This is a genomic window from Virgibacillus sp. AGTR (assembly GCF_016919725.2).
GTDB classification, from domain to species: domain Bacteria; phylum Bacillota; class Bacilli; order Bacillales; family Amphibacillaceae; genus Virgibacillus; species Virgibacillus salarius.
The window spans coordinates 1-23,711 of record NZ_JAJERH010000042.1; the positions used below are offsets into that span (position 1 = coordinate 1).

General features: G+C 37.0%; 25 protein-coding genes and 1 pseudogene. 25 read left to right on the forward strand and 1 reads right to left on the reverse strand.

Annotated elements, in window-relative coordinates:
* The first annotated feature begins 107 nt into the window (after window positions 1-107).
* The 16 genes and pseudogenes from aroC to JUJ52_RS14850 all read left to right on the forward strand — a co-directional run bounded on the left by aroC (window position 108) and on the right by JUJ52_RS14850 (window position 13,620).
* The gene (gene aroC / locus JUJ52_RS14775; protein ID WP_026681014.1) at window positions 108-1,277 is read left to right on the forward strand and encodes a chorismate synthase; all 1,170 of its coding nucleotides are present in this window, start codon (window positions 108-110) and stop codon (window positions 1,275-1,277) included.
* A gap of 1 nt (window position 1,278) precedes the next feature.
* Complete coding sequence (gene aroB / locus JUJ52_RS14780; protein ID WP_026681013.1) at window positions 1,279-2,358, forward strand: 3-dehydroquinate synthase; 1,080 nt, start codon at window positions 1,279-1,281, stop codon at window positions 2,356-2,358.
* The gene (gene aroH / locus JUJ52_RS14785) at window positions 2,355-2,729 is read left to right on the forward strand and encodes a chorismate mutase (protein ID WP_205388529.1); all 375 of its coding nucleotides are present in this window, start codon (window positions 2,355-2,357) and stop codon (window positions 2,727-2,729) included. Before aroB ends, aroH begins: the two co-directional genes overlap by 4 nt.
* A gap of 4 nt (window positions 2,730-2,733) precedes the next feature.
* On the forward strand, window positions 2,734-3,825 hold the full coding sequence (gene hisC / locus JUJ52_RS14790) for a histidinol-phosphate transaminase (protein WP_026681011.1): 1,092 nt from the start codon (window positions 2,734-2,736) through the stop codon (window positions 3,823-3,825).
* Window position 3,826: 1 nt separating this feature from the next.
* On the forward strand, window positions 3,827-4,927 hold the full coding sequence (locus JUJ52_RS14795) for a prephenate dehydrogenase (protein ID WP_026681010.1): 1,101 nt from the start codon (window positions 3,827-3,829) through the stop codon (window positions 4,925-4,927).
* Between the two features lie 31 nt (window positions 4,928-4,958).
* Complete coding sequence (gene aroA / locus JUJ52_RS14800) at window positions 4,959-6,245, forward strand: 3-phosphoshikimate 1-carboxyvinyltransferase (protein ID WP_026681009.1); 1,287 nt, start codon at window positions 4,959-4,961, stop codon at window positions 6,243-6,245.
* 350 nt (window positions 6,246-6,595) lie between these two features.
* Window positions 6,596-6,811: a hypothetical protein gene (locus JUJ52_RS14805; protein ID WP_121603973.1), complete on the forward strand. Its 216-nt coding sequence runs from the start codon at window positions 6,596-6,598 to the stop codon at window positions 6,809-6,811.
* 455 nt (window positions 6,812-7,266) lie between these two features.
* The gene (locus tag JUJ52_RS14810; protein WP_121605092.1) at window positions 7,267-8,538 is read left to right on the forward strand and encodes a tetratricopeptide repeat protein; all 1,272 of its coding nucleotides are present in this window, start codon (window positions 7,267-7,269) and stop codon (window positions 8,536-8,538) included.
* Between the two features lie 39 nt (window positions 8,539-8,577).
* On the forward strand, window positions 8,578-9,153 hold the full coding sequence (locus JUJ52_RS14815) for a ReoY family proteolytic degradation factor (RefSeq protein ID WP_026681007.1): 576 nt from the start codon (window positions 8,578-8,580) through the stop codon (window positions 9,151-9,153).
* Window positions 9,154-9,245: 92 nt separating this feature from the next.
* Window positions 9,246-9,704: a DUF2487 family protein gene (locus tag JUJ52_RS14820; protein ID WP_026681006.1), complete on the forward strand. Its 459-nt coding sequence runs from the start codon at window positions 9,246-9,248 to the stop codon at window positions 9,702-9,704.
* Window positions 9,705-9,843: 139 nt separating this feature from the next.
* Window positions 9,844-10,356 carry a QcrA and Rieske domain-containing protein gene (locus JUJ52_RS14825; RefSeq protein WP_026681005.1) on the forward strand — a complete coding sequence of 171 codons (513 nt, stop codon included), beginning with the start codon at window positions 9,844-9,846 and terminating at the stop codon, window positions 10,354-10,356.
* A gap of 6 nt (window positions 10,357-10,362) precedes the next feature.
* On the forward strand, window positions 10,363-11,037 hold the full coding sequence (qcrB, locus tag JUJ52_RS14830) for a menaquinol-cytochrome c reductase cytochrome b subunit (protein WP_026681004.1): 675 nt from the start codon (window positions 10,363-10,365) through the stop codon (window positions 11,035-11,037).
* Between the two features lie 16 nt (window positions 11,038-11,053).
* Complete coding sequence (locus JUJ52_RS14835) at window positions 11,054-11,836, forward strand: menaquinol-cytochrome c reductase cytochrome b/c subunit (protein ID WP_026681003.1); 783 nt, start codon at window positions 11,054-11,056, stop codon at window positions 11,834-11,836.
* A 110-nt stretch (window positions 11,837-11,946) separates the two neighbouring features.
* On the forward strand, window positions 11,947-12,525 hold the full coding sequence (lhaT, locus tag JUJ52_RS14840; RefSeq protein WP_026681002.1) for a lipoprotein heptaprenylglyceryl N-acetyltransferase LhaT: 579 nt from the start codon (window positions 11,947-11,949) through the stop codon (window positions 12,523-12,525).
* 238 nt (window positions 12,526-12,763) lie between these two features.
* Window positions 12,764-12,883, forward strand: a pseudogene (locus JUJ52_RS23415) (sporulation protein YpjB); the annotation flags it as partial.
* A 47-nt stretch (window positions 12,884-12,930) separates the two neighbouring features.
* Window positions 12,931-13,620, forward strand: a complete 690-nt coding sequence (locus JUJ52_RS14850) for a zinc metallopeptidase (RefSeq protein ID WP_026681000.1) — start codon at window positions 12,931-12,933, stop codon at window positions 13,618-13,620.
* Window positions 13,621-13,888: 268 nt separating this feature from the next.
* On the opposite strand, the gene JUJ52_RS14855 is transcribed toward JUJ52_RS14850, so the two are convergent.
* Complete coding sequence (locus JUJ52_RS14855) at window positions 13,889-14,761, reverse strand: YitT family protein (RefSeq protein ID WP_026680999.1); 873 nt, start codon at window positions 14,759-14,761, stop codon at window positions 13,889-13,891.
* Window positions 14,762-14,961: 200 nt separating this feature from the next.
* On the opposite strand from JUJ52_RS14855, the gene JUJ52_RS14860 reads away from it, so the two are divergent.
* The 9 genes from JUJ52_RS14860 (at window position 14,962) to JUJ52_RS14900 (ending at window position 23,699) form a co-directional block, all read left to right on the forward strand.
* A complete protein-coding gene (locus tag JUJ52_RS14860) occupies window positions 14,962-15,288 on the forward strand; it encodes a nucleotide pyrophosphohydrolase (RefSeq protein ID WP_026680998.1) in 327 nt (108 codons plus the stop codon).
* 24 nt (window positions 15,289-15,312) lie between these two features.
* Window positions 15,313-16,110: a 4-hydroxy-tetrahydrodipicolinate reductase gene (gene dapB, locus JUJ52_RS14865; RefSeq protein ID WP_026680997.1), complete on the forward strand. Its 798-nt coding sequence runs from the start codon at window positions 15,313-15,315 to the stop codon at window positions 16,108-16,110.
* Window positions 16,111-16,128: 18 nt separating this feature from the next.
* Window positions 16,129-16,551, forward strand: a complete 423-nt coding sequence (gene mgsA, locus JUJ52_RS14870; protein ID WP_121605893.1) for a methylglyoxal synthase — start codon at window positions 16,129-16,131, stop codon at window positions 16,549-16,551.
* Window positions 16,548-17,675: an N-acetyl-alpha-D-glucosaminyl L-malate synthase BshA gene (gene bshA / locus JUJ52_RS14875; RefSeq protein ID WP_205388530.1), complete on the forward strand. Its 1,128-nt coding sequence runs from the start codon at window positions 16,548-16,550 to the stop codon at window positions 17,673-17,675. The genes mgsA and bshA overlap by 4 nt, the downstream gene beginning before the upstream one ends.
* 14 nt (window positions 17,676-17,689) lie before the next feature.
* On the forward strand, window positions 17,690-18,892 hold the full coding sequence (locus JUJ52_RS14880; protein WP_205388531.1) for a CCA tRNA nucleotidyltransferase: 1,203 nt from the start codon (window positions 17,690-17,692) through the stop codon (window positions 18,890-18,892).
* Window positions 18,868-19,860, forward strand: coding sequence for a biotin--[acetyl-CoA-carboxylase] ligase (locus JUJ52_RS14885; protein ID WP_026680993.1), 993 nt, complete (start codon window positions 18,868-18,870; stop codon window positions 19,858-19,860). Before JUJ52_RS14880 ends, JUJ52_RS14885 begins: the two co-directional genes overlap by 25 nt.
* Before the next feature lie 111 nt (window positions 19,861-19,971).
* Window positions 19,972-22,773: an ATP-dependent DNA helicase DinG gene (gene dinG / locus JUJ52_RS14890; protein ID WP_205388532.1), complete on the forward strand. Its 2,802-nt coding sequence runs from the start codon at window positions 19,972-19,974 to the stop codon at window positions 22,771-22,773.
* Between the two features lie 262 nt (window positions 22,774-23,035).
* Window positions 23,036-23,206: a YpmA family protein gene (locus JUJ52_RS14895; RefSeq protein WP_080668675.1), complete on the forward strand. Its 171-nt coding sequence runs from the start codon at window positions 23,036-23,038 to the stop codon at window positions 23,204-23,206.
* Window positions 23,169-23,699 (forward strand): cell wall elongation regulator TseB-like domain-containing protein, encoded by a 531-nt coding sequence (locus JUJ52_RS14900; protein WP_026680991.1) that lies wholly within the window; start codon window positions 23,169-23,171, stop codon window positions 23,697-23,699. The genes JUJ52_RS14895 and JUJ52_RS14900 overlap by 38 nt, the downstream gene beginning before the upstream one ends.
* Window positions 23,700-23,711 lie beyond the last annotated feature (12 nt).

Here is a 23,711-nt window from a genome sequence, read left to right on the forward strand (position 1 = left end):
ATTTTTCATTCTTTCTTAGATATTTTATGCTTTTTCTCAAATTTATTTCCAAAAACACAATAAGTTATGATATAGTAATTAGAAAAATTCATAAAGGAGAATGTAATGTGCGCTATTTAACTGCAGGAGAATCGCATGGAAAACAGCTAACGACCATTATAGAAGGCGTACCCGCCCAAATGCCACTGTTAAAAGATGATATAAACAGCTCCCTTTTAAGAAGACAAAAGGGATATGGTAGAGGTAAACGAATGCAAATCGAGAAAGATCTTGTGGAAATTACAAGTGGTGTAAGACATGGATATACACTTGGTTCCCCTTTATCACTCGTTATACATAATGATGATTATAAACATTGGATAGACATTATGGGAGAAGACCCAATCGAAGCTGATACAAAAATCAGAAGAGTGGTTACACGACCAAGACCTGGTCATGCAGATTTAAATGGTGCTTTAAAATATGGACATAGGGATATTCGAAACATTTTAGAGCGTTCCTCAGCTCGTGAAACTGCAGCACGTGTTGCGGCAGGAGCCGTAGCTAAAACGCTGTTAAAGCATCTTGGTATAGAAATTGTAGGTTATGTGAAAGAAATAGCCGGTATTGAAGCAGTGGAGCAAGCGAATTATACTGCAAAAGAACGACAACAGATCTCTGAAGATTCCCCTGTAAGAGTATTAGATAAACAGGTTGAAGAGAATATGATGCATGCTATTGATGTAGCAAAACAAGAAGGAGACTCTATTGGTGGAGTTGTTGAGGTATATGTCGAAGGGATGCCTGCTGGGATTGGTTCATATGTTCATTATGATCGTAAATTAGATAGCAGAATTGCAGGAAGTGTTGTTAGTATTAATGCATTTAAAGGTGTGGAATTTGGAATCGGTTTTGAAGCAGCGAAGCGAAATGGTAGTGATGTGCATGACGAAATAGCTTGGGATCAAGACAAAGGATATTATCGAAAGACAAATCGACTTGGCGGCTTTGAAGGTGGTATGACAACCGGCATGCCAATAATTGTTAAAGGTGTTATGAAGCCTATTCCAACTTTAATGAAGCGACCATTAACAAGTGTCGATATTGAAACAAAAGAGCCATTCAAAGCAACTGTCGAACGCTCAGACGCATGTGCTGTACCTGCGGCAGCGGTTGTTATGGAACATGTTGTAGCTTTTGAATTAGCAAAGGCTCTTACAGAACAATTCTCAAGCGATCAATTTCCACAGTTACAACAAGCTGTTGAAGCGTATCGAGAAGAAATCAGGTGCTTTTAGTATGGAAACAGATGAAATCGTCGTCCATTCTAGCTCGCATGACTACCCTATTATTATAGGTGAAGGTATTCGTTATGAAGTACAATCTTTTCTTAAAAAAGATTATACTTCCATATTAATTGTTACGGATGAGCAAGTGGGTAAATTGTATTTAACGGATGTTCTAAGCGGACTTTCCACGGAGAATGTGTTTCATTCGATCATTCCGTCAGGTGAAAAAACAAAAAGTATCGAGTATTTTTATCAACTTCAAACAGAAGCGATAAGGTATGGTCTTGATCGGGAGTCATTAATGATTGCCTTAGGCGGAGGAGTCATTGGAGATTTAACTGGATTTGTAGCTTCTACATTCATGCGTGGTATTGATTTTGTACAAATACCAACTACTATCTTGGCTCATGATAGTAGTGTAGGTGGAAAAGTAGCTATTAACCATCAAATGGGGAAGAATCTGATTGGCAGCTTTTACCCTCCTAAAAGTGTTATCTATGATGTGGAAACATTGCGGACATTAAATCAAAAAGAGATACGCTCTGGTTATGCAGAGTTAATAAAAGAAGCATTGATCTCTGATGAGTTCACTTTTCGTTCTTTTTTAAAAACGAATTTGCTTGCATTATCTTCAGAGGAACTTCAAGAGCATTTGCGCATAGGTATACAAATAAAGGCTAGGATTGTAGAGTCCGATGAAAAGGAGTCAGGCATTCGCAAATTTTTAAACTTAGGTCATACGCTTGGTCATGCCATTGAAGCTGAATTAGGCTATGGCTCGCTAGCACATGGTGAAGCTGTTGCAATCGGTCTATTATTTTCGCTACATGTAAGTGAAGATCTATTTTCAAGCAATCTACCATATCAAGCACTTTTCCAATGGCTACAACAAAATAATTACCCACTGAACTTTCAGTATGAGGATATGCAATCAATTATTACGAAAATGAAAAAAGATAAAAAGAACGTGAAAAACATGATTCAGATGATACTTCTTGAAGAAATAGGAAAACCAATTGTAAAAGAAGTAACGGATCAGCAAGTGGAGCATTATTTAAAATCTTTTGTAGGAAAGCTGGTGGCTAAGTGACAAGAGGAGTTAGAGGGGCGACAACGGTTCCAAAAAATGAGGCGACTGTTATTATTGAAAACACAAAAATATTAATAGAGGAAATGGTTAGCAAAAACGGGATCGATCCCTTAGAGGTATCTCATGTTTTTATCTCTGTAACAAAGGATATAACTGCTACGTTTCCTGCAAAAGCACTAAGAAAATTAACTGGATGGACTTATGTACCAGTTATGTGCATGACAGAGATTGATGTTCCAAATAGTTTAAAGCTTTGTATACGTATCATGATGGTTGTAAATACCGATACACCACAACATAAAATTGATCATGTATTTCACAATCAAGCAGTCAACTTACGTCCAGATTTAACAGAAAAGGTAGGAGAGTAAAAGAATGAAAGGTAAAGCGGCACTTGAGTTATTAGAACCATATCAACAAGGTAAACAGATACAGGATATCAAAGATCAATACGGAATAGATCGAATTGTAAAACTATCATCCAATGAAAATCCGTATGGTTATTCGAGTAAAATCGATGCATTTCTATTGGAACATAGACTAGGCTTCGATATGTACCCTGACGGTTACACTGCTGAATTACGCACTGCTCTTGCTCTAAAGTTAAAGGTGGAAGAATCTGAGATTGTTTTTGGAAGTGGTTCTGAAGAGATTGTTCAAATGATTTGTCGCGCGTTTTTATATCCGGGAGTAAATACGGTTATGCCTAAGCCAACTTTTCCACAGTACAAGCATAATGCCGTGATTGAAGGGGCGGAAATAAAAGAAATTCCAACAAAAGGTGGCTATCTTGACTTAGCATCAATACTTGCTGCTGTCGATGATGATACACAGGTTGTTTGGCTTTGTTCACCAAATAATCCCACAGGTAATGCAATGGCAAAACAAGACTTTTATGATTTTATAACAAGGTGCCCTGAGCATGTGCTTGTAGTTCTCGATGAGGCATATTATGAATATTTAGATCCAGTAAGAGACTTAGAAAGTATAAAACAACTGCCCAATTTTAAGAACTTAATTATTTTACGTACGTTTTCAAAGGCATATGGGCTCGCTGGACTACGGATTGGCTATGGCTTAGCAGCTGAGCAAATTATCACTAAATTAAATGTCGTTCGAGGCCCTTTTAATACAACTTCCATTGCCCAGAAATTAGCATTAATTGCATGGAAAGATGGTGAATTTTTAAACCAAACGATATCGAATAACAATCGTGTTAAGCGATCCTTTCAATACTTTTTGGATCAAATTGGTTGGGAATATTATCCATCGGAAACCAATTTTCTGCTCGTTTGCACACCTAAGAGTGGAATAGATTTATTTGAGTATTTAATAAAGCATGGATTTATTGTAAGACCAGGCGAGCTATTAGGTATCCCTAATACGATTCGCTTAACATTAGGGTTAGAAAAGGATATGGAACAGTTACAGCAACTACTTTTAACTTATAACAATGAGGAGACATAATGTGAAACGAAGAATAGTTATAGCAGGTCTTGGCCTGATCGGAGCATCCATAGCAAAAGGATTGGCTAGGGTAGCTGATCATCATATTATTGGTTACGACATCAATACAGCCACTCTAGAATATGCCAAGCAAAACAATATTGTTCATGAAGTAATAACAGAATTCCCTATGGATGCCATCAATGCCGATTATATTATCCTAGCAGCACCTATATCGGAAACAATAGCTTTATTGCAAAAGCTAGATGAAGTACCTTTTCCAAATAGAGTTATTATAAGTGATGTTTCATCAGTCAAGCAATCAGTTATCCATACAGCAAATCAGTTAAAAAATAAGAAGATCGTCTTTATTGGCGGCCATCCAATGGCAGGTTCACATAAAAAAGGAATTGAAGCAGCTAAATCCCATTTATTTGAAAATGCAATCTATGTTTTAACACCTACTGTCAATAGTACAAATAATGAGGTAGAAGAGCTGAAAGAAATATTACTTCCAACCAAAAGTAAATTTATTACGTTAAATGCTGAAGAGCATGACGAGATGACCGGTGTCGTATCCCATTTTCCGCATTTAATTGCATCCTCTTTAGTGCATCAAGCAGAACATTGGGCTAAAACGCATAGCTATCTTCCCAATCTTGCCGCTGGTGGGTTTCGTGATATTACGCGAATAGCTTCAAGTAATCCGACACTTTGGCAGGATATTTTTTATCACAATCGTAAGAAAATGTCACAGCTTTTGGAGGAATGGATAACAGAAATGCAATTTCTCAAAAATCTTGTGGATACTAGCAGTAAAAAAGAAATGATTCAATACTTAGATCGTGCTAAAAATTATCGAGATGGATTGGGTACTTCTGATAAAGGGATTATTCCATCGTATTATGATTTATATGTCGATATTCGTGATCAGACTGGGGCGTTAGCAGAGGTAACGCAATTGCTTGCCGACGAAAGTATAAGTATCAATAATATACAAATCTTGGAGATCCGTGAAGGTATCATGGGAGCATTGCGGTTAAGTTTTGCTACTCAGCAGTTACAAAAATCAAGTGAACATATTTTAAAACAGCAAGGATATGAAACGATGATTGAAAAGTAATCAGCAGTTAAAGAAAAGGATGTGAGAATGATTGAAGGAGCAAAAACTACTTCCTACTGAAAATCCGCTACGTGGAGAAATAGAGGTACCTGGAGATAAGTCAATCTCTCATCGTTCCGTTATTTTTGGAGCTTTAGCAAATGGAGTGACAAGGGTAAGTCATTTTCTAGATAGTGAAGATTGTATGCGCACAGTTACTGCTTTTCGTGAAATGGGTGTTTCTATTGAAAAGCAAGGAAATTCTTTATTGATTGATGGGAAAGGTCCTGAAGCGTTAATCGAGCCGAAGGAACCTTTATATTTTGGAAACTCTGGTACAACGGCAAGACTCATGATAGGTGTCTTAGCGGGGCTTCCTTTCTTTACAACGGCATACGGTGATGTATCTCTAACAAACAGACCAATGAATCGTGTGGTTGATCCTTTACGATTAATGGGAGCCATTATTGATGGTAGATTAGAAGGGAGTAAACTTCCATTAGCCATAAGAGGAAATGGTTTAACAGGAATTGAGTACCGTTTACCTGTAAAAAGTGCACAAGTCAAATCAGCAGTATTGTTAGCAGGACTACTTGCAGATGGGAAAACAACTGTAGAGGAATCGACGGTTTCGCGAAATCATACAGAAACAATGCTTCAAGCCTTTGGAGCGTCAATACTAATTGAAGGTAGTACCGTTTCACTACAAGGAAAACAACCGCTTACTGCTACCGATATATATGTACCAGGGGACATTTCTTCTGCTGCATTTTTCCTTGTGGCAGCTGCGATTGTTCCAGGAAGTAATGTGACATTACTAAATGTAGGTTTAAACGAGAGCAGGACAGGCATTATAGATGTATTAAAAGCAATGGGAGCGGCTGTCGAAGTGGGAAATATCCATAGAAAAGGTGGAGAATTATTAGGAAATATCTCAATCACTTATCAGGATTTACACGCTACGACTATCGAAGGTGATATGATTCCACGATTAATCGATGAGATACCAGTAATTGCACTACTAGCAACGCAGGCAAAGGGAAGAACAATAATTAAAGATGCGAAAGAACTTCGAGTAAAGGAAACAGATCGAATTAAAGCAGTTACAGAAGTTTTAACAAGCTTAGGAGCTAGGATTGAGGAAAGAGAAGATGGACTAATTGTTGAAGGTAAGTCAAAGCTAACCGGTAATAAAGTAGCATCTTATCACGATCATCGGATGGCTATGATGGCGACCATTGCCTCATTAATAACAGATGGTGAAGTAGTGATTGATGATATCTCCCCGGTTTCAACTTCTTATCCTAGGTTCTTTCAAGATTTACAACAAATGAAGTAAGACGATGTATTTATATATGTGCAGGTAGCTAGACTGTCGAGGAACTTTCTCGGCAGTTATTTTTTGTAAGTTAAGAAAGTATAAAATCAGTGCAATGACTGCGTTAAGCCAAGTAGTTATTTTGAAATGTTTGATGTATATTGGCAATGCTCCGACTAATTACTTCGCTTTCCGTGGGCACGGCCTCAACTAACTTTGCAAAGAAGAACACGTTGCAAAGTGGATTTTCGGCTCGCGCTAATCCCGCAGGAGTCTACGTAATTAGTCTCCGCTATGCGAAGGTGCAACAATTCTTGTCATAAGTAATAGGTTGACTTTTTTTACAATGGGTAAAGTGAAAATCGCTATCTGTGAGTATAAAAGCAGCTGTGTTACTTCATGCTAGCGTTGTAGAGCCTGATAATAGCGAAGGCCGGCCACTTCAACTCCTGTGGGAAATGTTTGACCTGAAGATCCACTTTTTTGAGCGGGTTTTGCTAAAAAAGTTAGCGGAAGGACAAACCCCACGGAAAGGGAAGTGGGCAGCCGGAGTGGTGGTCAAGCAAGCAGTAGCTATTATTCCATAATAGCTACTAGAGGAAGCGTAGATCTGAGCATGTAGTGATAAGGACTGAGCGAATTTTGCTCCGTTTTTCTTATAATAGAAAAGGGATTTCACGCCAAGCTATTGTTTAGTTGGTATACGTTAGTTATCCAACGTGCTATTTTCAGCTGTTTCTTTCCCTCTAGACTACCAGTCGTTTTGAAGCAACTAATTGCTTCAGATGATAAGTGGAATCAAAATAATAGCTAAAGATGAGAAGCTCGCATATGGAGAAATCTCAAGTAAACAAGTGACTATATAGAGGCTTCGTTATGAGAGGAGTACGGTGATATTGGATGTCTGTATCGGTGGTAATATCTCCGAAGTCATGCTTTTATTTTGAACATCATTCCTATTTTCGTTATGATAAAGTGTACTACTAAATTTTCACACACGGATGGAATCATTTGATTTATATATACAAAAGGAGCGTTTAATGTGGAAACAATAATGGAAGCTGTTCATTTAATGGAAGCAAAGCAGAGTGAAAAAGCGATCGAGCTTTTAGAGAATTATCTGCCCATGGCTGATGAGGAAGAGAAATATACGATTGCTGAATTGTACATCCAATGGGGATATCTTCAAGAAGCAAGTGTATTACTACAAGCATTAATACAACAGTTTCCTGCAGAAGGAGAACTAAAGGTAACCTTGGCTGATATTTATATCGAATTGGAAGATGATGAAGCAGCCATACAATTATTAAACGAAATTCAAGAAGATGATCCGGCTTATGTACAGACGTTGATTCAGCTAGCTGATTTATATCAAGCACAGGGTTTATTTGAAGTAGCTGAGCAAAAATTACTGATGGCAAAGAATCGCGATCCTAATGAACCTATTCTGGACTTTGCTTTAGCAGAATTATATTTCTCTACAGGAGATTATCGAAAGGCAACAAATTATTACGAAAAAATTCTTCCTAAAGCAAAGGAAATTGCTAATGTTTCTATCAATGATCGAATTGCAGAGGCTTATGCCGCTTCTGGAGAATATGAACTAGCATTGACCTATTATCAAGATGAAGATAGCGAAAATCCGGATTCTTTATTTAAATATGGATTCACTGCTTATCAAGCGGGAAGAAGCGATATTGCAAGAAAAGCTTGGGAACATGTTATTGAGATTGATACGTATTATCATACTGCATATTATCAATTGGCTAAAGTGTATGAAGAGGAGGGGTTAGTGGAAAAAGCTTATGAAACAGCCCTAAAAGGCATTAAAGTGGATACCTTTAATAAAGAACTCTATTTTATGGCCGGCATGCTTGCCCATAAGCTTGAGAATGATGTGGAGAGTGAAACGCATATTAGGGAAGCCATTGCTATAGATCCTGACTTTAAAGAAGCCATCTTATTTTTGATTGAATTATTAAAAAATAAAGCAGATTTTAAAGGAATTATTGACTTAATTATCGAAATTAAACATACAGGAGCAGATGACCCTCAGTATGAATGGGAGCTTGCCCGTGCATATAATGAAACGGAATCATATGATAATGCATTAAAACACTATAATGCTGCATATACTAACCTTAAAGATGATACTGACTTTCTTAAGGAATATGGTTACTTCTTAACAGAGGAGGGGAGGATGAAAGAGGCAATACCTGTGTTTGAGGCATATCTAACAACGCATCCAATAGATGATGATATTAGTGAGTTCCTTGCTCGGTTGAAGCAATCAGATAGTGAAAAAGAGTTATAGAATGATCTTAGATGAATCGTGAAGGGGGCAAAGTCACTCATGCAAACACCAGTTTCCGTAGAAGATAAAAAGAGTTTTATCCAGTGGTTTTTAAATCATTATCAGTTAAAAAAACGTGAGAGCGTGTGGATACTAAATTATCTAGTGAACCATGATGAGTTACTTACCAACGTCCATTTTGTTAGGGAAGCTAAATTTTGCCCTAGAGGAATTATCATAACAAGTCATTGTTCAGAGGAGACAGCCTTTCGTTTCTACAAAAATCAATTGGTTACAAGTGATGCAGAGAAATCCTTTCATGATATTCGCTTGAATAAGCACGAACCATTGTATTTACAACTAAATTTTAAGAAATCATATCAAAATGCGTTATACATTGCTGTATTAGAAGAGAATCCGTTTATTCCAGATGAATATTTCATTACTCAAAAAGACCAAGAGCTTGCGAAGCAATTATTAGATCAATCGATTTTTGATTTTAAGAAAAAGCAATTGCATAAAAAAATTGATCTTGCGTTGGACGAAATGAATCAGGAAGCTTTTATTAAATTATCGAATGAATTAAAATCGCTTGAAGCAAGTAACCCTCATCAACCTAAATTGCTAAAGCAATAGGTTGATTTTTTTTGTGTTAATAAGATAATATTTACACATAGTGTAATATTTTTGGCAATGCTGTTAAACAATATAGAAAGGCTGATAACTATATGAAATGGAATAAAGCGGATTTAGCTCAATATCTGGAAGCAAAAGAATACATTGATACCATTCTGATACCATTAATTCCATATCAAATGTCTACGGAATCAGAGCTTGAAAAAAATGCATTTCAAAATGAACTAACTACAGTATTAGCTAATGACCTAGAAAAAGAACTTACAGGTAGAGTCATGCTAACTCCTTCTTACTACTATGTTAAGCATGCAACAAAAGAAGAGGAAATAGAAAGATTGCATGGTTGGATAACGGAGATTCAAAAGCAGCCGTTCTCCCATGTATTCTTTCTGACATTAGATGCTTCCTGGAAGAAACACGAACAAGTACTGAAAGGAACCTTACTGTGGCTACCTGGAATGAAATCTGGTGATCTACATTCAGCTGAGATGCATCGATTTGTTCGTGATCAGGTGGATCAAATTAGTGAATTAATCCGGTCTTATTGGTAATGAATAATTAAAAAACTTTTTGTTAACAAATATGAATATTTATTGACCGGACAAACAGTTTGCGCTATCATGGTTAATGTCCTAGTAATCTGATTAAACTATTATTGTCCGTGATCATTGTAAAAGAGGGGGGAAAATCATGAGTGAAAAGAAGCAGCAAGTATCCCGTAGACAGTTTTTAAATTATACGCTTACAGGTGTTGGCGGTTTCATGGCAGCTGGAATGCTTGCACCAATGTTGCGAATGGCAGTTGATCCAGTGTTACAAGAATCTGGTCATGGTGACTTGACGAATGTCAGTCTAGCTGTTGAGGATATTACAACAGAGCCTCAGCGTATTGATTGGAAAGTGAACCAAGTGGATGGCTGGTATGAATCTGAAGTAAACCGATCAGCTTGGGTATTCAAGAATGACAAAGATGAAATTCAAGCCTTTTCCCCAATTTGTAAACACCTAGGTTGTGTTGTATCTTGGGAAGGAAATGACCAATACCCTGATCAGTTCTACTGCCCATGTCATGATGGACGCTATTATAAAGATGGGACAAATGTGCCTGGCACACCACCTTTAAAACCATTGGATGTTTATGAATCAGAAGTTCGAGAAGGTATGTTATTCTTAGGCGACGCAGTACCAAGAGAGGGGGCGTAATCATTTATGCTACAAAAAATTTATGATTGGATAGACGATCGCATAGACATTACGCCAATCTGGCGCGATATTGCAGACCACGAAGTACCTGAACATGTTAACCCAGCACATCATTTTTCTGCATTTGTATATTGTTTTGGAGGGTTAACATTTTTTGTAGTAGTTATTCAGATTCTATCTGGAATGTTTCTAACGATGTATTATGTTCCAGACATTGAAAATGCTTGGAAGTCTGTTTACTATTTACAAACAGAGGTTGCACATGCACAAATTGTTCGTGGAATGCATCACTGGGGCGCTAGTGTTGTTATCGTAATGCTGTTATTACATACGTTGCGAGTGTTTTTCCAAGGAGCTTATAAAAAACCACGTGAACTTAACTGGATCGTTGGAGTTCTCATTTTCTTTATTATGCTTGGACTTGGATTCACTGGATATCTACTACCATGGGATAATAAAGCATATTTTGCAACACAGGTTGGCTTGGAAATTGCCGAACAAGTACCGTTTATTGGTGAGCAATTGAAAACGCTATTAGCTGGTGACGCAAATATCGTTGGTGCACAAACACTAACACGTTTCTTTGCGATTCATGTGTTCTTCCTGCCAGCAGCTTTATTTGGACTATTGGCAGTACACTTTATATTAATACGTAGACAAGGTATTTCAGGACCGCTATAAAAAGGAGGGGAAAGCATTGCATAAGGGTAAAGGTATGAAGTTTGTCGGAGATTCTCGTATCTCTGCTGAAAGAAAACCGAATGTACCAAAAGATTATTCCGAATATCCCGGTAGAACAGAAGCTTTCTGGCCCAACTTTTTATTAAAAGAGTGGTTGGTAGGCGCTGTGTTTTTAGTTGGGTTCTTGTGCTTGACCTTAGCTCATCCATCTCCTTTAGAGGGAATGGCCGATCCAACAAATGCATCCTATATTCCATTGCCGGACTGGTACTTCTTGTTCTTATATGAATTACTCAAATATCAATTCGCTAGTGGAGACTTTATTATTATGGGGATATTGGTCTTACCAGGTATCGCTTTTGGAGCGCTATTACTTGCTCCATTCCTTGATAATGGACCAGGAAGAAGACCTCATCAGCGTCCGGTAGCAGTTGGTATGATGCTATTGGCTCTTGCTTCTGTTATTTGGTTAACGTACGAATCTGCATCTCATGTTGATTGGGAATCACGTGCTGAGGCAAATAAACCAATACCTCCAGGGCAAGAGGTTGCAATAGACACAGAAGATCCAGGATATGCAATTTATGAGAATAGCTGTATGTCCTGTCATGGTGAAGACCTACAGGGTGGTGCAGCTGCTCCAGCATTAATTGGTACAGAACATTCTGCTGAAGAGATTGCTACCATTGCTAAAGATGGTACTGGATCAATGCCTCCTGGTCAATTTGCTGGTACGGATGAAGAATTGCAACAACTTGTTGACTTTATAGTATCGGTAAATGAGCAATCGCAGGAATAAGAATTAATAAAAACACCTTTGCCAATCAGATTGGTGGGGGTGTTTTTTATCATTCTACTCAAATATTCGTGAGTAATGTATTGAATCTCTAGGAAAAGAGGAACGATTTCTTGATAAAATGCATATTATTGGACAAACGCTTTTTAATGCTTTTATTTTTTATCAATTTAGCAGGTACCATTTATGGTTACAAATGGTATGAAAGTCAGTTATCCGTAACCCCTGACATATTTTTAATATTTGTTCCTGACAGTCCCACAGCTAGCTTATTCTTTACGATCTTTCTTTTATTTTTTATGTTCAACAGGCATGTACCGTATGTAGAGGCACTGGGTATTATTACGTTATTTAAGTATGGTATATGGGCGGTAGTAATGAATTTACTTACACTAGCTGTTGATGGTTCGCTAAATTGGCAAGGATATATGCTTATTGCTTCGCATGGTGCAATGGCAATCCAAGGGTTATTATATGCCCCCTATTATCAAATAAAGCTTCGTCATATTGCCGTAGCAGCAGTGTGGACATTACATAATGACATTATTGATTATGTATTTGAAATGATGCCGGTATACGGATCGCTCACCGAATATATGAACGAAATTGGTTATTTTACATTTTGGTTGAGTATTGTATCCATCTTCATTGCTTATTATCTGACGATACGTAAAAAAGAACACGATAATTAACGGCCCACCAACTGCAAAAATATCACTGTTATATAATATTATCCCGTATCATACATTAGTGTTAGAAGCTAAATATGGGGTGATCGCTATGATAAAAAACAAACTGGGTTCGGTTATTACATGCATATTAGTGATCATAGGGATGATTGGTTATTTTCATATACAGCCTATCATGATTGAAGCAAGCGTGCTCGTGCAAGCAAAGGAACCACCAAAGCAAAACGGGGACCTTCTTCCGCTGATTTGGACAGTTATAATTGTTGGTGGATGTATTGGGATTACATTAACCTACGTTAGTTGGAGAAAATATAAAGGTGAATCGAGGAAAAAAGCTAAAAAAGATAAAATAGTTGACTAACTACCTATTTTTGACTAAAATTGACCTTAACAAGGAGGAATGCAAACATGTTAGGTGGCTTTGGCGGTTACCTCATTTATCTAGCTTTACTATTGATAATCCCAATTTGGGCACAATCAAAGGTTAAGAATACCTATAAAAAATATTCTAAAAAAGCAACATCATCGTATATGACTGGTGCACAAGTTGCTCGTAAAATTTTGGACGAAAATGGATTATATCATGTAACAATCGAAGAAACTAAAGGTACATTGTCGGATCATTATGATCCGAGAAAAAAGGTTGTTCGACTTTCTACTGGAAACTATCACAGTCAATCCATGGCTGCTTCCGCTGTGGCAGCACATGAGGTTGGACATGCTATTCAAGATGCAGAAGACTATGCCTTCCTAAGATTTAGAAGCGCATTGGTACCTGTAGCAAGTTTTGGATCAAATATATCCTTCTTCCTTATTCTTGCAGGTATACTCCTTAACATGGGAGGATTATTCCTATTTGGTATCATTTTCATGTCAGCAGCAGTGCTATTTCAGCTCGTAACGTTGCCTGTTGAATTTGATGCATCGAATCGTGCGATGGCTCAGCTCGTATCTTCGGGTGTAATTCGAAATAACGAAGAACGTGAAACAAAGAAAGTGCTAAATGCAGCGGCATTAACTTATGTTGCAGCGGCACTAGTAGCAGTTGCTGAATTAGTGCGGTTTATCTTGATGTATGTTGCATCAAATAATGATTAGTAAGAATGAAGAAGGGGTTATTTTAACAGCCCATTAAATAAAAGAAACACCGACCATAGTGTATGAACATCACGGTCCGTGTTTCTTTTTGATTGTTTAGGAAATTATAAAGTTAACCGATGCGGATCAAGATGGGCGTATTGATCCGCTTCCAGCTTCAGCGCCCAGAACCCTCCTTTATGTTGAGTAAGGTATGAAGAGGTAGACAATTATCTCGAATTAAGTTCTAATTTGATTGTTGTACCCTCTTAAAGAAATGGTTTTGCTTTTATTCCTGTATAGGATTTTTGTTTTCGTCTAATGTAAAGCCTTCCCCGAGTACATCGTGGACAGTGCTAACAGCAACAAATGCATGTGGATCAACGCTATTAATGATATTTTTTAAGCGTACAATTTCGTTTCTTGCTACGACACAATATAATACGTCACGTTTGTCACCTGAGAAGCTCCCTCTCCCCTCTAATACAGTAACACCTCGATCCATATCTTTCAGTATTTTGGCAGCAATATCATTGCTTTGACTGGAGATGATGGTAGCCCCTTTTGCTGAATATGCCCCTTCCTGTAGGAAGTCAATGACTCTGGCACCGATATACACAGCTAACAATGTATACATCCCTTGCTTTAAGTCTAATATTGCAAATACAGAAGTCATGATGACGATAAAATCAAAGAGAAACATGGTTCTCCCCATGCTCCATCCAACATATTTATTAACGAGCCTTGCAATAATATCGACACCACCAGTGGTACCGCCAAACCGGAAAATAATTCCTAAACCTACCCCGATAAATACCCCTGCAAAGAGCGCGACTAGAGTCATGTCTGATTCAAGATGCAAATCAAATGGATTGATTTGGAATATACTTAAAAACAGTGATACCGCTCCAGTCCCAATTATGCTATAAATAAATGAATTTCGTCCTAGAAACCTCCAGCCGATTAAAAATAGTGGAATGTTTAAAATTATATTTGTAATCGCTGGATCCCATTTCCAAAGGAAATATAGCAATAGCGTAATTCCAGTAAATCCGCCTTCACCTAGATTGTGCTGCATATTAAAGTGAACAATACCAAAAGAAAATATGGCGGATCCTAATAAAATAAATAGTATATTTTTTACTTTTAATCCAAATATCAAACGAAAACCTCCTACTTTCTAACGATGTCCATTCCTATTAACAGTATAGACAAACTATCTATAAAGAACAATTCTATTTTTTTAGGAAGTTTTAAAAAGTTCCATAATGGAAGGGTTATGAATTAAATATTTGTCAAAACAACGTGGATTAGCTACGATAATAGTAGCAAATATGAATATAGGGGGAGATTTCCATTACTATAACCAATTACTCTACAAAAGAGATACAAGAACGAGTTGATAACTATATCAGCCAATTTAAAGAAGGTTATTTCTCTCCATTAAGTTTAATGGCTAGATTGACGGAAGAAGTTGGAGAACTAGCAAGAGAAGTAAATCATTATTATGGCGAAAAGCCTAAAAAGCCTTCCGAACAGGAAAGGACAGTAGAGGAAGAATTAGGTGATATTATTTTTGTGCTTTCTTGTTTCGCTAACTCATTGGATATAGACTTATCGGAAGCATTTCATTCATCGATAACTAAAATTGAATCACGCGATAAACATAGATGGACCAGAAAAGACTAGTTATACATAAAAGGAGAATGTCACATGGCAATTAACGTTGTAATAGCAGGCCCAAGAGGGAAAATGGGTTCAGAAGCAGTCAAAATGGTAGAAAAGGAAACTGAATTTCGTCTCGTAGCATGTATTGATCGTAAACATGGAGGAAAAACGTTACAAGAGGTAGTTCCTCATTTTTCCATCGACGTTCCGATATATGAGGATGCTGAGACTTGCTTTAATGAGAATAATGAGGTAGATGTACTGGTTGATTTGACTGTTCCTGAAGCAGGTTACCAGCACACAAAAATTGCTCTAGCACACCATGTACGTCCTGTAGTCGGGACGACCGGTTTCTCCGAATTACAAATAGAGGAGCTAAGCTCCATTTCAAATTCTCAAAATGTCGGCTGTTTGATTGCGCCAAACTTTGCAATCGGAGCTGTCTTAATGATGAAGTTTGCAAAAATGGCTGCTACATATTTTCCTGACGTGGACATTATTGAGAAGCATCATGATAACAAACTAGATGCTCCTTCTGGAACAGCCATTAAGACAGCTGAATTAATCCGAGAAACAAGAACAGCTAAAAAGCAAGGGCATCCAAACGAAAAAGAAACATTGCCTGGTGCAAGAGGCGCTGATATAGATGGGATTAAGATCCATAGTGTACGTTTACCTGGTCTGGTTGCACATCAAGAAGTAATATTCGGAAGCGATGGGCAAACACTTACCATAAAACATGACTCTATGGATCGTGCTTCCTTTATGGAAGGAGTTAAACTTGGAATTAACAAGGTAATGGAAGAGCGACGGCTTATATATGGTTTGGAAAATATATTATAGGGTGGGAATTGTATGAAAATGAACATTGCATTAATTGCTCATGATAAAAAGAAGAAAGATATCATTAATTTTAGTATTGCCTATCAGCATACGTTAAAGAAGCATAACTTATATGCAACTGGTACAACAGGAAAGATGGTAGCTGAGGCAACGGGTCTTGATGTGAATTTATTTCAATCAGGACCACTAGGTGGAGATCAACAAATTGGAGCAATGATAGCAAATGATAAAATGGATATGATCATCTTTCTTAGAGATCCATTAACAGCTCAGCCACATGAGCCTGATGTTAGTGCCTTGATGCGATTATGCGATGTTTATTACATCCCACTGGCTACTAACATTGCAGCAGCAGAAATCTTTGTCAGGGGCCTTGACAATGGCGATTTCCAATGGAGGGAGATCGTAAAAGAAAAGAAGGAAAAGGATAATCGCAAATGAGGAAAATAGGCATTACTTGTTATCCTAGTGTTGGCGGATCAGGTATAATCGCTACTGAATTAGGTATGCTTTTAGCAGAAAGAGGGAATGAAGTACATTTTATTACATCAAGCTTGCCATTTCGATTAAATCGAATTAATCCTCGAATATATTTTCATGAGGTAGAATTAAATCATTATCCAGTTTTTCAATACCCACCATATGATTTAGCGCTGGCAGCAAAAATGGCAGAGGTTATTAACAGAGAGAAGCTTGATATCTTACATGTTCATTATGCAATGCCCCACGCCATAAGTGCGCTTTTAGCGAAGGATATCGCAGAACATGATGTGAAGATTGTAACAACACTACACGGAACTGATATAACTGTATTAGCAATCGATGATATATTTAAAAACATGATTAAGCATGGAATTGAAAAGTCAGATGCCGTAACCGCGGTTTCACATTATTTAGCTGATCATACTGCAGATTTATTACATGTTAATAAAGAAATAGAAGTAATCTATAATTTTGTAAATGAAAAGCAGTATTATCGTAAAGAGATGCCAATCATCAAGGAGCAGTATGGGATAGCCCCAGAAGAAAAAGTGGTTGTGCATATTTCTAATTTTCGTAAAGTAAAACGGCTTCCAGATGTCATACAAACGTTTCAGCTAATCCAAGAAAATATACCAAGCAAACTTCTACTTATTGGTGATGGACCAGAGTATGGTACTGCTTCAGCCTTAGTTGAAGAGCTAGGTTTAGATGAAAAAGTATTATTTTTAGGGAAACAAAAGAACATTAATGAATTATTATCGATTTGCGATTTAAAGCTGCTGCTTTCTGAAAAGGAAAGCTTTGGACTAGTATTACTAGAGGCGATGGCTTGCGGAGTTCCTTGTATCGGGACGAATATCGGTGGAATACCAGAAGTAATACAGCATGGAGAAACTGGCTATATTACTGAGCTTGGTGATACAAAACAAGCAGCAACTTATGCGATAAAGATATTATCCAATCAAGAACAACATCAACGGTTCGCTGCGAATGCACTTGAAATGGTTAATACGCAATTTCATTCTAAAGAAATCGTTGAACATTATGAACGATTATATGATAAAGTATTAGATACTCCGTAGAAATGGTGATCGATATGTATAATGAATCTTTCCAAAAAGCAATAAAAGTAATTGAACGAATTGAGGGCTATCATCATCAGGCTTTTTTTGTTGGTGGATGTGTCAGGGACTATTTATTAAATCGACCAGTAGGAGATATAGATATTGCAACATCAGCAACACCCGAGTTTTTACAAGAGATCTTTCATAACGTTATACCAGTAGGTATTGAGCATGGAACTGTTATTGTCCGCTTTGAAAAAGAATCTTTTGAGGTAACCACATTTCGAGTGGATGGATCGTATTCCGATCAGAGACATCCTGACTCGGTTACATATATCGACAAAATTGATAAGGATTTAGCAAGAAGGGATTTTACGATAAACGCTTTAGCCATGAGTCGTCATGGCGCCATAATTGATTTATTTCAGGGCAAGCAGGACCTTGAAAATAGAATTATTCGCACAGTAGGGAATGGAAGAGAGCGATTTATGGAAGATCCGTTACGAATAATTCGGGCATTACGATTTAGTAGTCAGCTTGGCTTTAAAATTGATGAAACGACACTAAGGCATATGAAACAAGTGAAGCAGCAGATTGGTAATTTAGCGATTGAAAGGATTACCAATGAATTCACGAAATTTTTTGCAGGAAATTATATTTCGCAAGGTTGCACGTATTTGAGAGATACCGGTGTTTATAAATATCTTCCTGTATTTAAGGATCATGAGCAGCTATTTCATGACGTTGCTTCTATTAAGCAACCTCTATATTCGTTTGGTGAGGTAATGGCTGTTTGCCATTTATTAAAGCCATCACTTAACATATCGATGTGGACAAAAGCATGGAAATGTTCAAACAAAGTGAAGAACGAAGCAATTCAACTGTCGATGCACATAGATACATGGAAAAAATTAGGGGTATCACCGCTGCTGGTATATCAGCTTCCTGAATATTTATATGAGTCATTCGTGAGGGTGGCGAGTATAGTCGATCCAACAAGTCCGATTCAACTCACGGATTTATGGGGAATTTACGAAACACTGCCGATTAAATCAAGAACAGAACTAGCAGTGAACGGAAATGATATCATACGTTTATTTCCTAGTTACAAAAAGGGGCCATGGATTAACGATCTATTAAATAACCTTGAAAAACAAATTGTTTTACATGGTTTACCTAATCAATACGAAACGATAAAGGAGTGGATAAAATGGAATCCACCCGAAATAAGTTAATAAAATTATTAGCTGAACATACGGAGGATTATATTTCTGGACAGATGCTTTCAGAAAAACTAAATATCTCACGAAGCGCTATCTGGAAACATATGAAGGAACTAGAGCGAGATGGTTACCAAATAGAAGCAAAATCAAAGGTGGGCTACCGAATTATCGGTTTTCCCGAAAGGATAACTGAAAATACGATACAATGGGGACTTAAGACGAAATGGCTTGGAAAAAAAGTAATTCATAGGGAAGTCACGAATTCAACCCAAGTTGTTGCACATCAAGAAGCCAAGGAGAACAAAGGACATGGTACCGTCGTTATTGCTGATGAGCAAAAAATCGGTAGGGGAAGAATGAGCCGAGCTTGGCATTCCAAAAGAGGCAGCGGCATGTGGTTAAGTATGATTTTACGGCCAGAGTTACCGCCATATCTTGCTCCGCAATTAACATTATTAACTGCAGTAGCATTAGCTGATACAATAAGTGACATGACAGGTACAGAACCTTTGATCAAATGGCCCAATGATATATTATTTGCCAATCAAAAGAAATGTGCTGGCATATTGACCGAGATGCAGGCAGAACAAGATAAAATTCAATACGTAGTAATCGGTGTTGGTCTAAACGTTAATCAGCAATTATCAGATTGGCCAGAAGAAATCCAAGAAAGAGCCACTTCATTACAAATTGAAACGAATCAATCATGGTCTATTCAGTCAATTATTCAAGAATTTTTATGTACGTTTGAAAAGACGTATGATATGTATATGAAAAAGGGCTTTGTTGAGATAAAGAAAAAATGGGAAGCTTACGGCTTTAAAATAGGTGAATGGATAACGATTTACACATTACAGGAGAAGAAGAAAGCAATATTTGCAGGGATTGCATCTGATGGGGCGTTATTAATCAGAAATGAGTCTGGTAAAGTAGAACGCTTGTATTCTGGGGAAATTGATTGGTTTAATAAAAAAGCGTAATTTACCGTTAAAAGTGAAGCTCATTTTATATTGACCACAAACGAAATCCTGTTATGATAAATACGATGTAAAACGAATTGATGTACTGGTTGCTAGAAGTGAGGTGAAAAGATGGAAAGATATGTTGTAATTGACTTAGAAACAACTGGTAACGCTCCAGGTAAAGAGGATAAGATTATCGAAGCGGGTCTTGTAATTATCGAAAATAATACAATCATTGATAGCTATTCCACCTTACTAAATCCAGGAAAGGAAATTCCATTATTTATTACAAATTTAACAGGAATCTCTGACAAAGATGTAGAGGATGCTCCTTTATTTGAAGAAAGAGCCGATGAAATAACACGTTTGTTTGAAGACAGCTATTTAATCGCACACAATGTTCCTTTCGACCTAGGTTTTTTAAATACTGAATTAGAAAACTGTGGTAGGAATAAATTAACAACCCCGATACTTGATACTGTTGAACTAGCAAGAATCTTATTTCCGAGATCTCCAAGCTTTAAATTAAGCCAGTTGTCTGAATATCTTAAGTTGCAGCATAATGAGCCACATCGTGCATTATCAGATGCATATGTAACAGCAAAGCTGTTTTTAAGATTAAAGGAGAAATTAGAATCTTTACCTTATGAAACAATAGAACAGCTGTTGAAAATAGAGAAAACATTAAAATCAGATGTATATCAATTACTTCACTCTAGACAGCAGGCTTTACTTTTTTCTTCTGAGGATATATCTGGTATAGAAACATATCGGGGACTCGCTTATCGTCAAACGGAACCACAGTCTTACCAAGTTCGCACGCTTGATTTATCGTTTGGTGAGTACTTGGATCATATATACGAAGAAAATGGAGCAATGGAAAAGCAAATAAATAACTATGAAAAGCGCGTCGGTCAACGTGAGATGTCAGAAACAATTTTTGATGCCTTTCAGAGTCACCAACACGCATTCATAGAGGCAGAGACAGGTACGGGAAAGTCGCTCGCATACCTTATTCCTACAATATATGAAGCAATCAAAGACCAGAAACGGATTGTCATAAGTACGTTTACTACTCAGCTACAATCACAATTATTAGAAGAAGAATTACCGATGGTAAATAAATTAGTTAATTTCCCATTACATGCGACTTTACTGAAAGGGAAGTCCCATTACATTAGCTTGGAAAAATTGGAACATGAATTACGTGATTCTCAACAGGACAATTACGATATTGCCTTAACAAAAGCGATAATACTTGTGTGGTTGACAGAGACCGTAACAGGGGATATAGATGAAATTCAACTTCCATCCAGTGGCTACCTCTTCTTTCGACGTATATCTGCTGATACGGAAGAAAATGTTGATCCGACTTCACCTTGGTTTGCTAGATCGTATTATCAGAAGGCGCGTAAAAGAGCTCAGCGTGCAGATATTGTTATTACAAATCATGCTTTACTATGCACGGATATGTTTAATGAATATCAGTTACTCCCAAGTTATGATAAAGCAATAATTGATGAGGCACATCATTTGGAGGATACGGCATCAAGACATTATGGACTTAAGCTAGATTATATTCACATGCAGTATATGTTGAATCAGTTAGGAAAAACAGAAGATAACAAGCTCCTAACGAATCTAATTAATACGTACCAAATAAATCATGATCAGCTTCCATTAGAAAAATGGGATTATATTATTGAGGAAGCTAAATATGAAACAGATGATTTATTTCGTCATTTATTTCAATATGTAGTAGATCAACATAAGTCAAACAAGACTTTAAGTGATATTGGAAGAACACAATATCGATTCTCTCATGAAAAGGAACATCCTGAGAAATGGGATGCCATTAAGGAAATGGTTAATCGTTTACTATTTTATCTGCGTGATTTAATCCACGGATTAGCTGTTATGGTACATTACTTAGAAAAGAAAGAAGAGATCGAAAGACAGGATAAAGAGCGTATCCAATTACATACAGAGCAGCTGCAAAGCTATATTGATCGACTTGAAGAGCTTTTCCTTGTCGAAGAAACAAGCGAGCAAGTAAAGTGGATAGAAATTGAAGCTTATGGAGCAAAGAATGCAGTTTATTTATATAGTGAGCCAACAAATGTTGCCGGTTTACTAGCAAAAGATTTCTTTGCTAGTAAAGAAAGTATTATTTTAACAAGTGCTACATTGACCATGAATCAATCCTTTCAATTTATTCAGGATAGATTAGGTATTAGTGCTGACAGGTTAATTACAAAACAAATTGAATCGCCCTTTTCTTATAAAGATCAAGTTCAATTAATGGTTCCGAACGATTTTCCAGATATCAAATATGGAAATATCGATGAATTTATATATGCTACATGTGAATCAATTATTTCATTGGCAGAAATAACAGCAGGAAGGATGCTAGTACTGTTTACTTCTTACGATATGTTAAAGCTGGCTCATGCCCTTTTGAAGGAAACATTAGACCTAAGTAGTTATGCCTTAATTGCTCAAGGAATCTCAAGTGGTAGCCGAGCCAGATTAAAGAAAAATTTCCAGACCTTTAATCAAGCCATTCTATTAGGAACAAGTTCCTTCTGGGAGGGTGTGGATATTCCAGGTGAAGATTTATCGTGTTTAATGATCGTGCGATTGCCATTTCAACCCCCAGATCATCCAGTACACGAAGCTAAATCCGCCTATTTAAAAGAACAAGGAAAAAATCCGTTTATGGAATTTTCTTTACCTAATGCCGTCATTCGATTTAAACAGGGGTTCGGCAGATTAATTCGCTCTTCTAGTGATAGAGGAATTGTATTTGTATGTGATGCACGAATGGTTAAGGCGCGCTACGGCAAATATTTTATCGACTCTATTCCACCTGTTCCATTATCTGTTGATTCTACTCAGAAGCTCATGGAAAAAGCCAAGAATTGGTTTTAGTGGTGAAGCCATAAAACGTGAAAGGTGCATGTACAAAAAAGACTGATGCTCGAGGCAAGAGCATCAGTAATAAAGAAGTGGTATGGGTGAGAAAAATTTTGCTAAAAACAATAAAAACAAAACACAACTTGCTATAAGCTTGTTATACTATACGTATGTGTTTGAGTTTATTTTATTTCAGCATATATATAGGTTTCACTTAGCTTGCGAAAGTATGATTAACAATTTTTTGATAAAAAGGGTATTTTACTGGAGGGATAAGATGGATAATAAAATAGAAACATTATCAACAGTTAAGCTCCAATATTCATCAGATCTTTATAAAATAGTTGATAGTTTAAATAGAACATTAAAAGAGCAGGATTTAATGTTCGGTCTAGCATTGGATGATAACGATGAGGATCAGGCAATCTTCACGATTTACCGGACCTAAATGGTTAAAATGGAGCTTACTGATTAGCATAATTATCCTAATTTCCTGTTTTATTTATATGATATTTCTATATGTCGATTTAAAAGAAAGTAAAACCGCAGGCTATGCTGAAACAGAAAGGCAATTATTAAAGGCGAACGCCCTTACAGAAGTAACAGCCATCAAAACATTCAATGGAGAAAAGGCCTATCATGTCGTGTTTGGAAAAGATGGTAAGGAAGAAAAAATTATTTTCTATCCGCTTGAAGGAAAAAAGAAAAATTTGACGACGATTAATCAATCGGAAATTATAGCAGAAGATGCTATAATAGATGATTGGAAACAGCAGTGTAATCAATGTGAATTTGTAAAAATAACACCGGCACTTGTAAATGAAAATGCTCTTTGGGAACTTACTTATAAAGATCAATCTGGTCGATATGTGTTGGATTATTTATCGATCTATGATGGGTCTAGGTATGAGCAGTATCGTTTAAAACGAATGTTTAATTAAAAGGAATGCTAA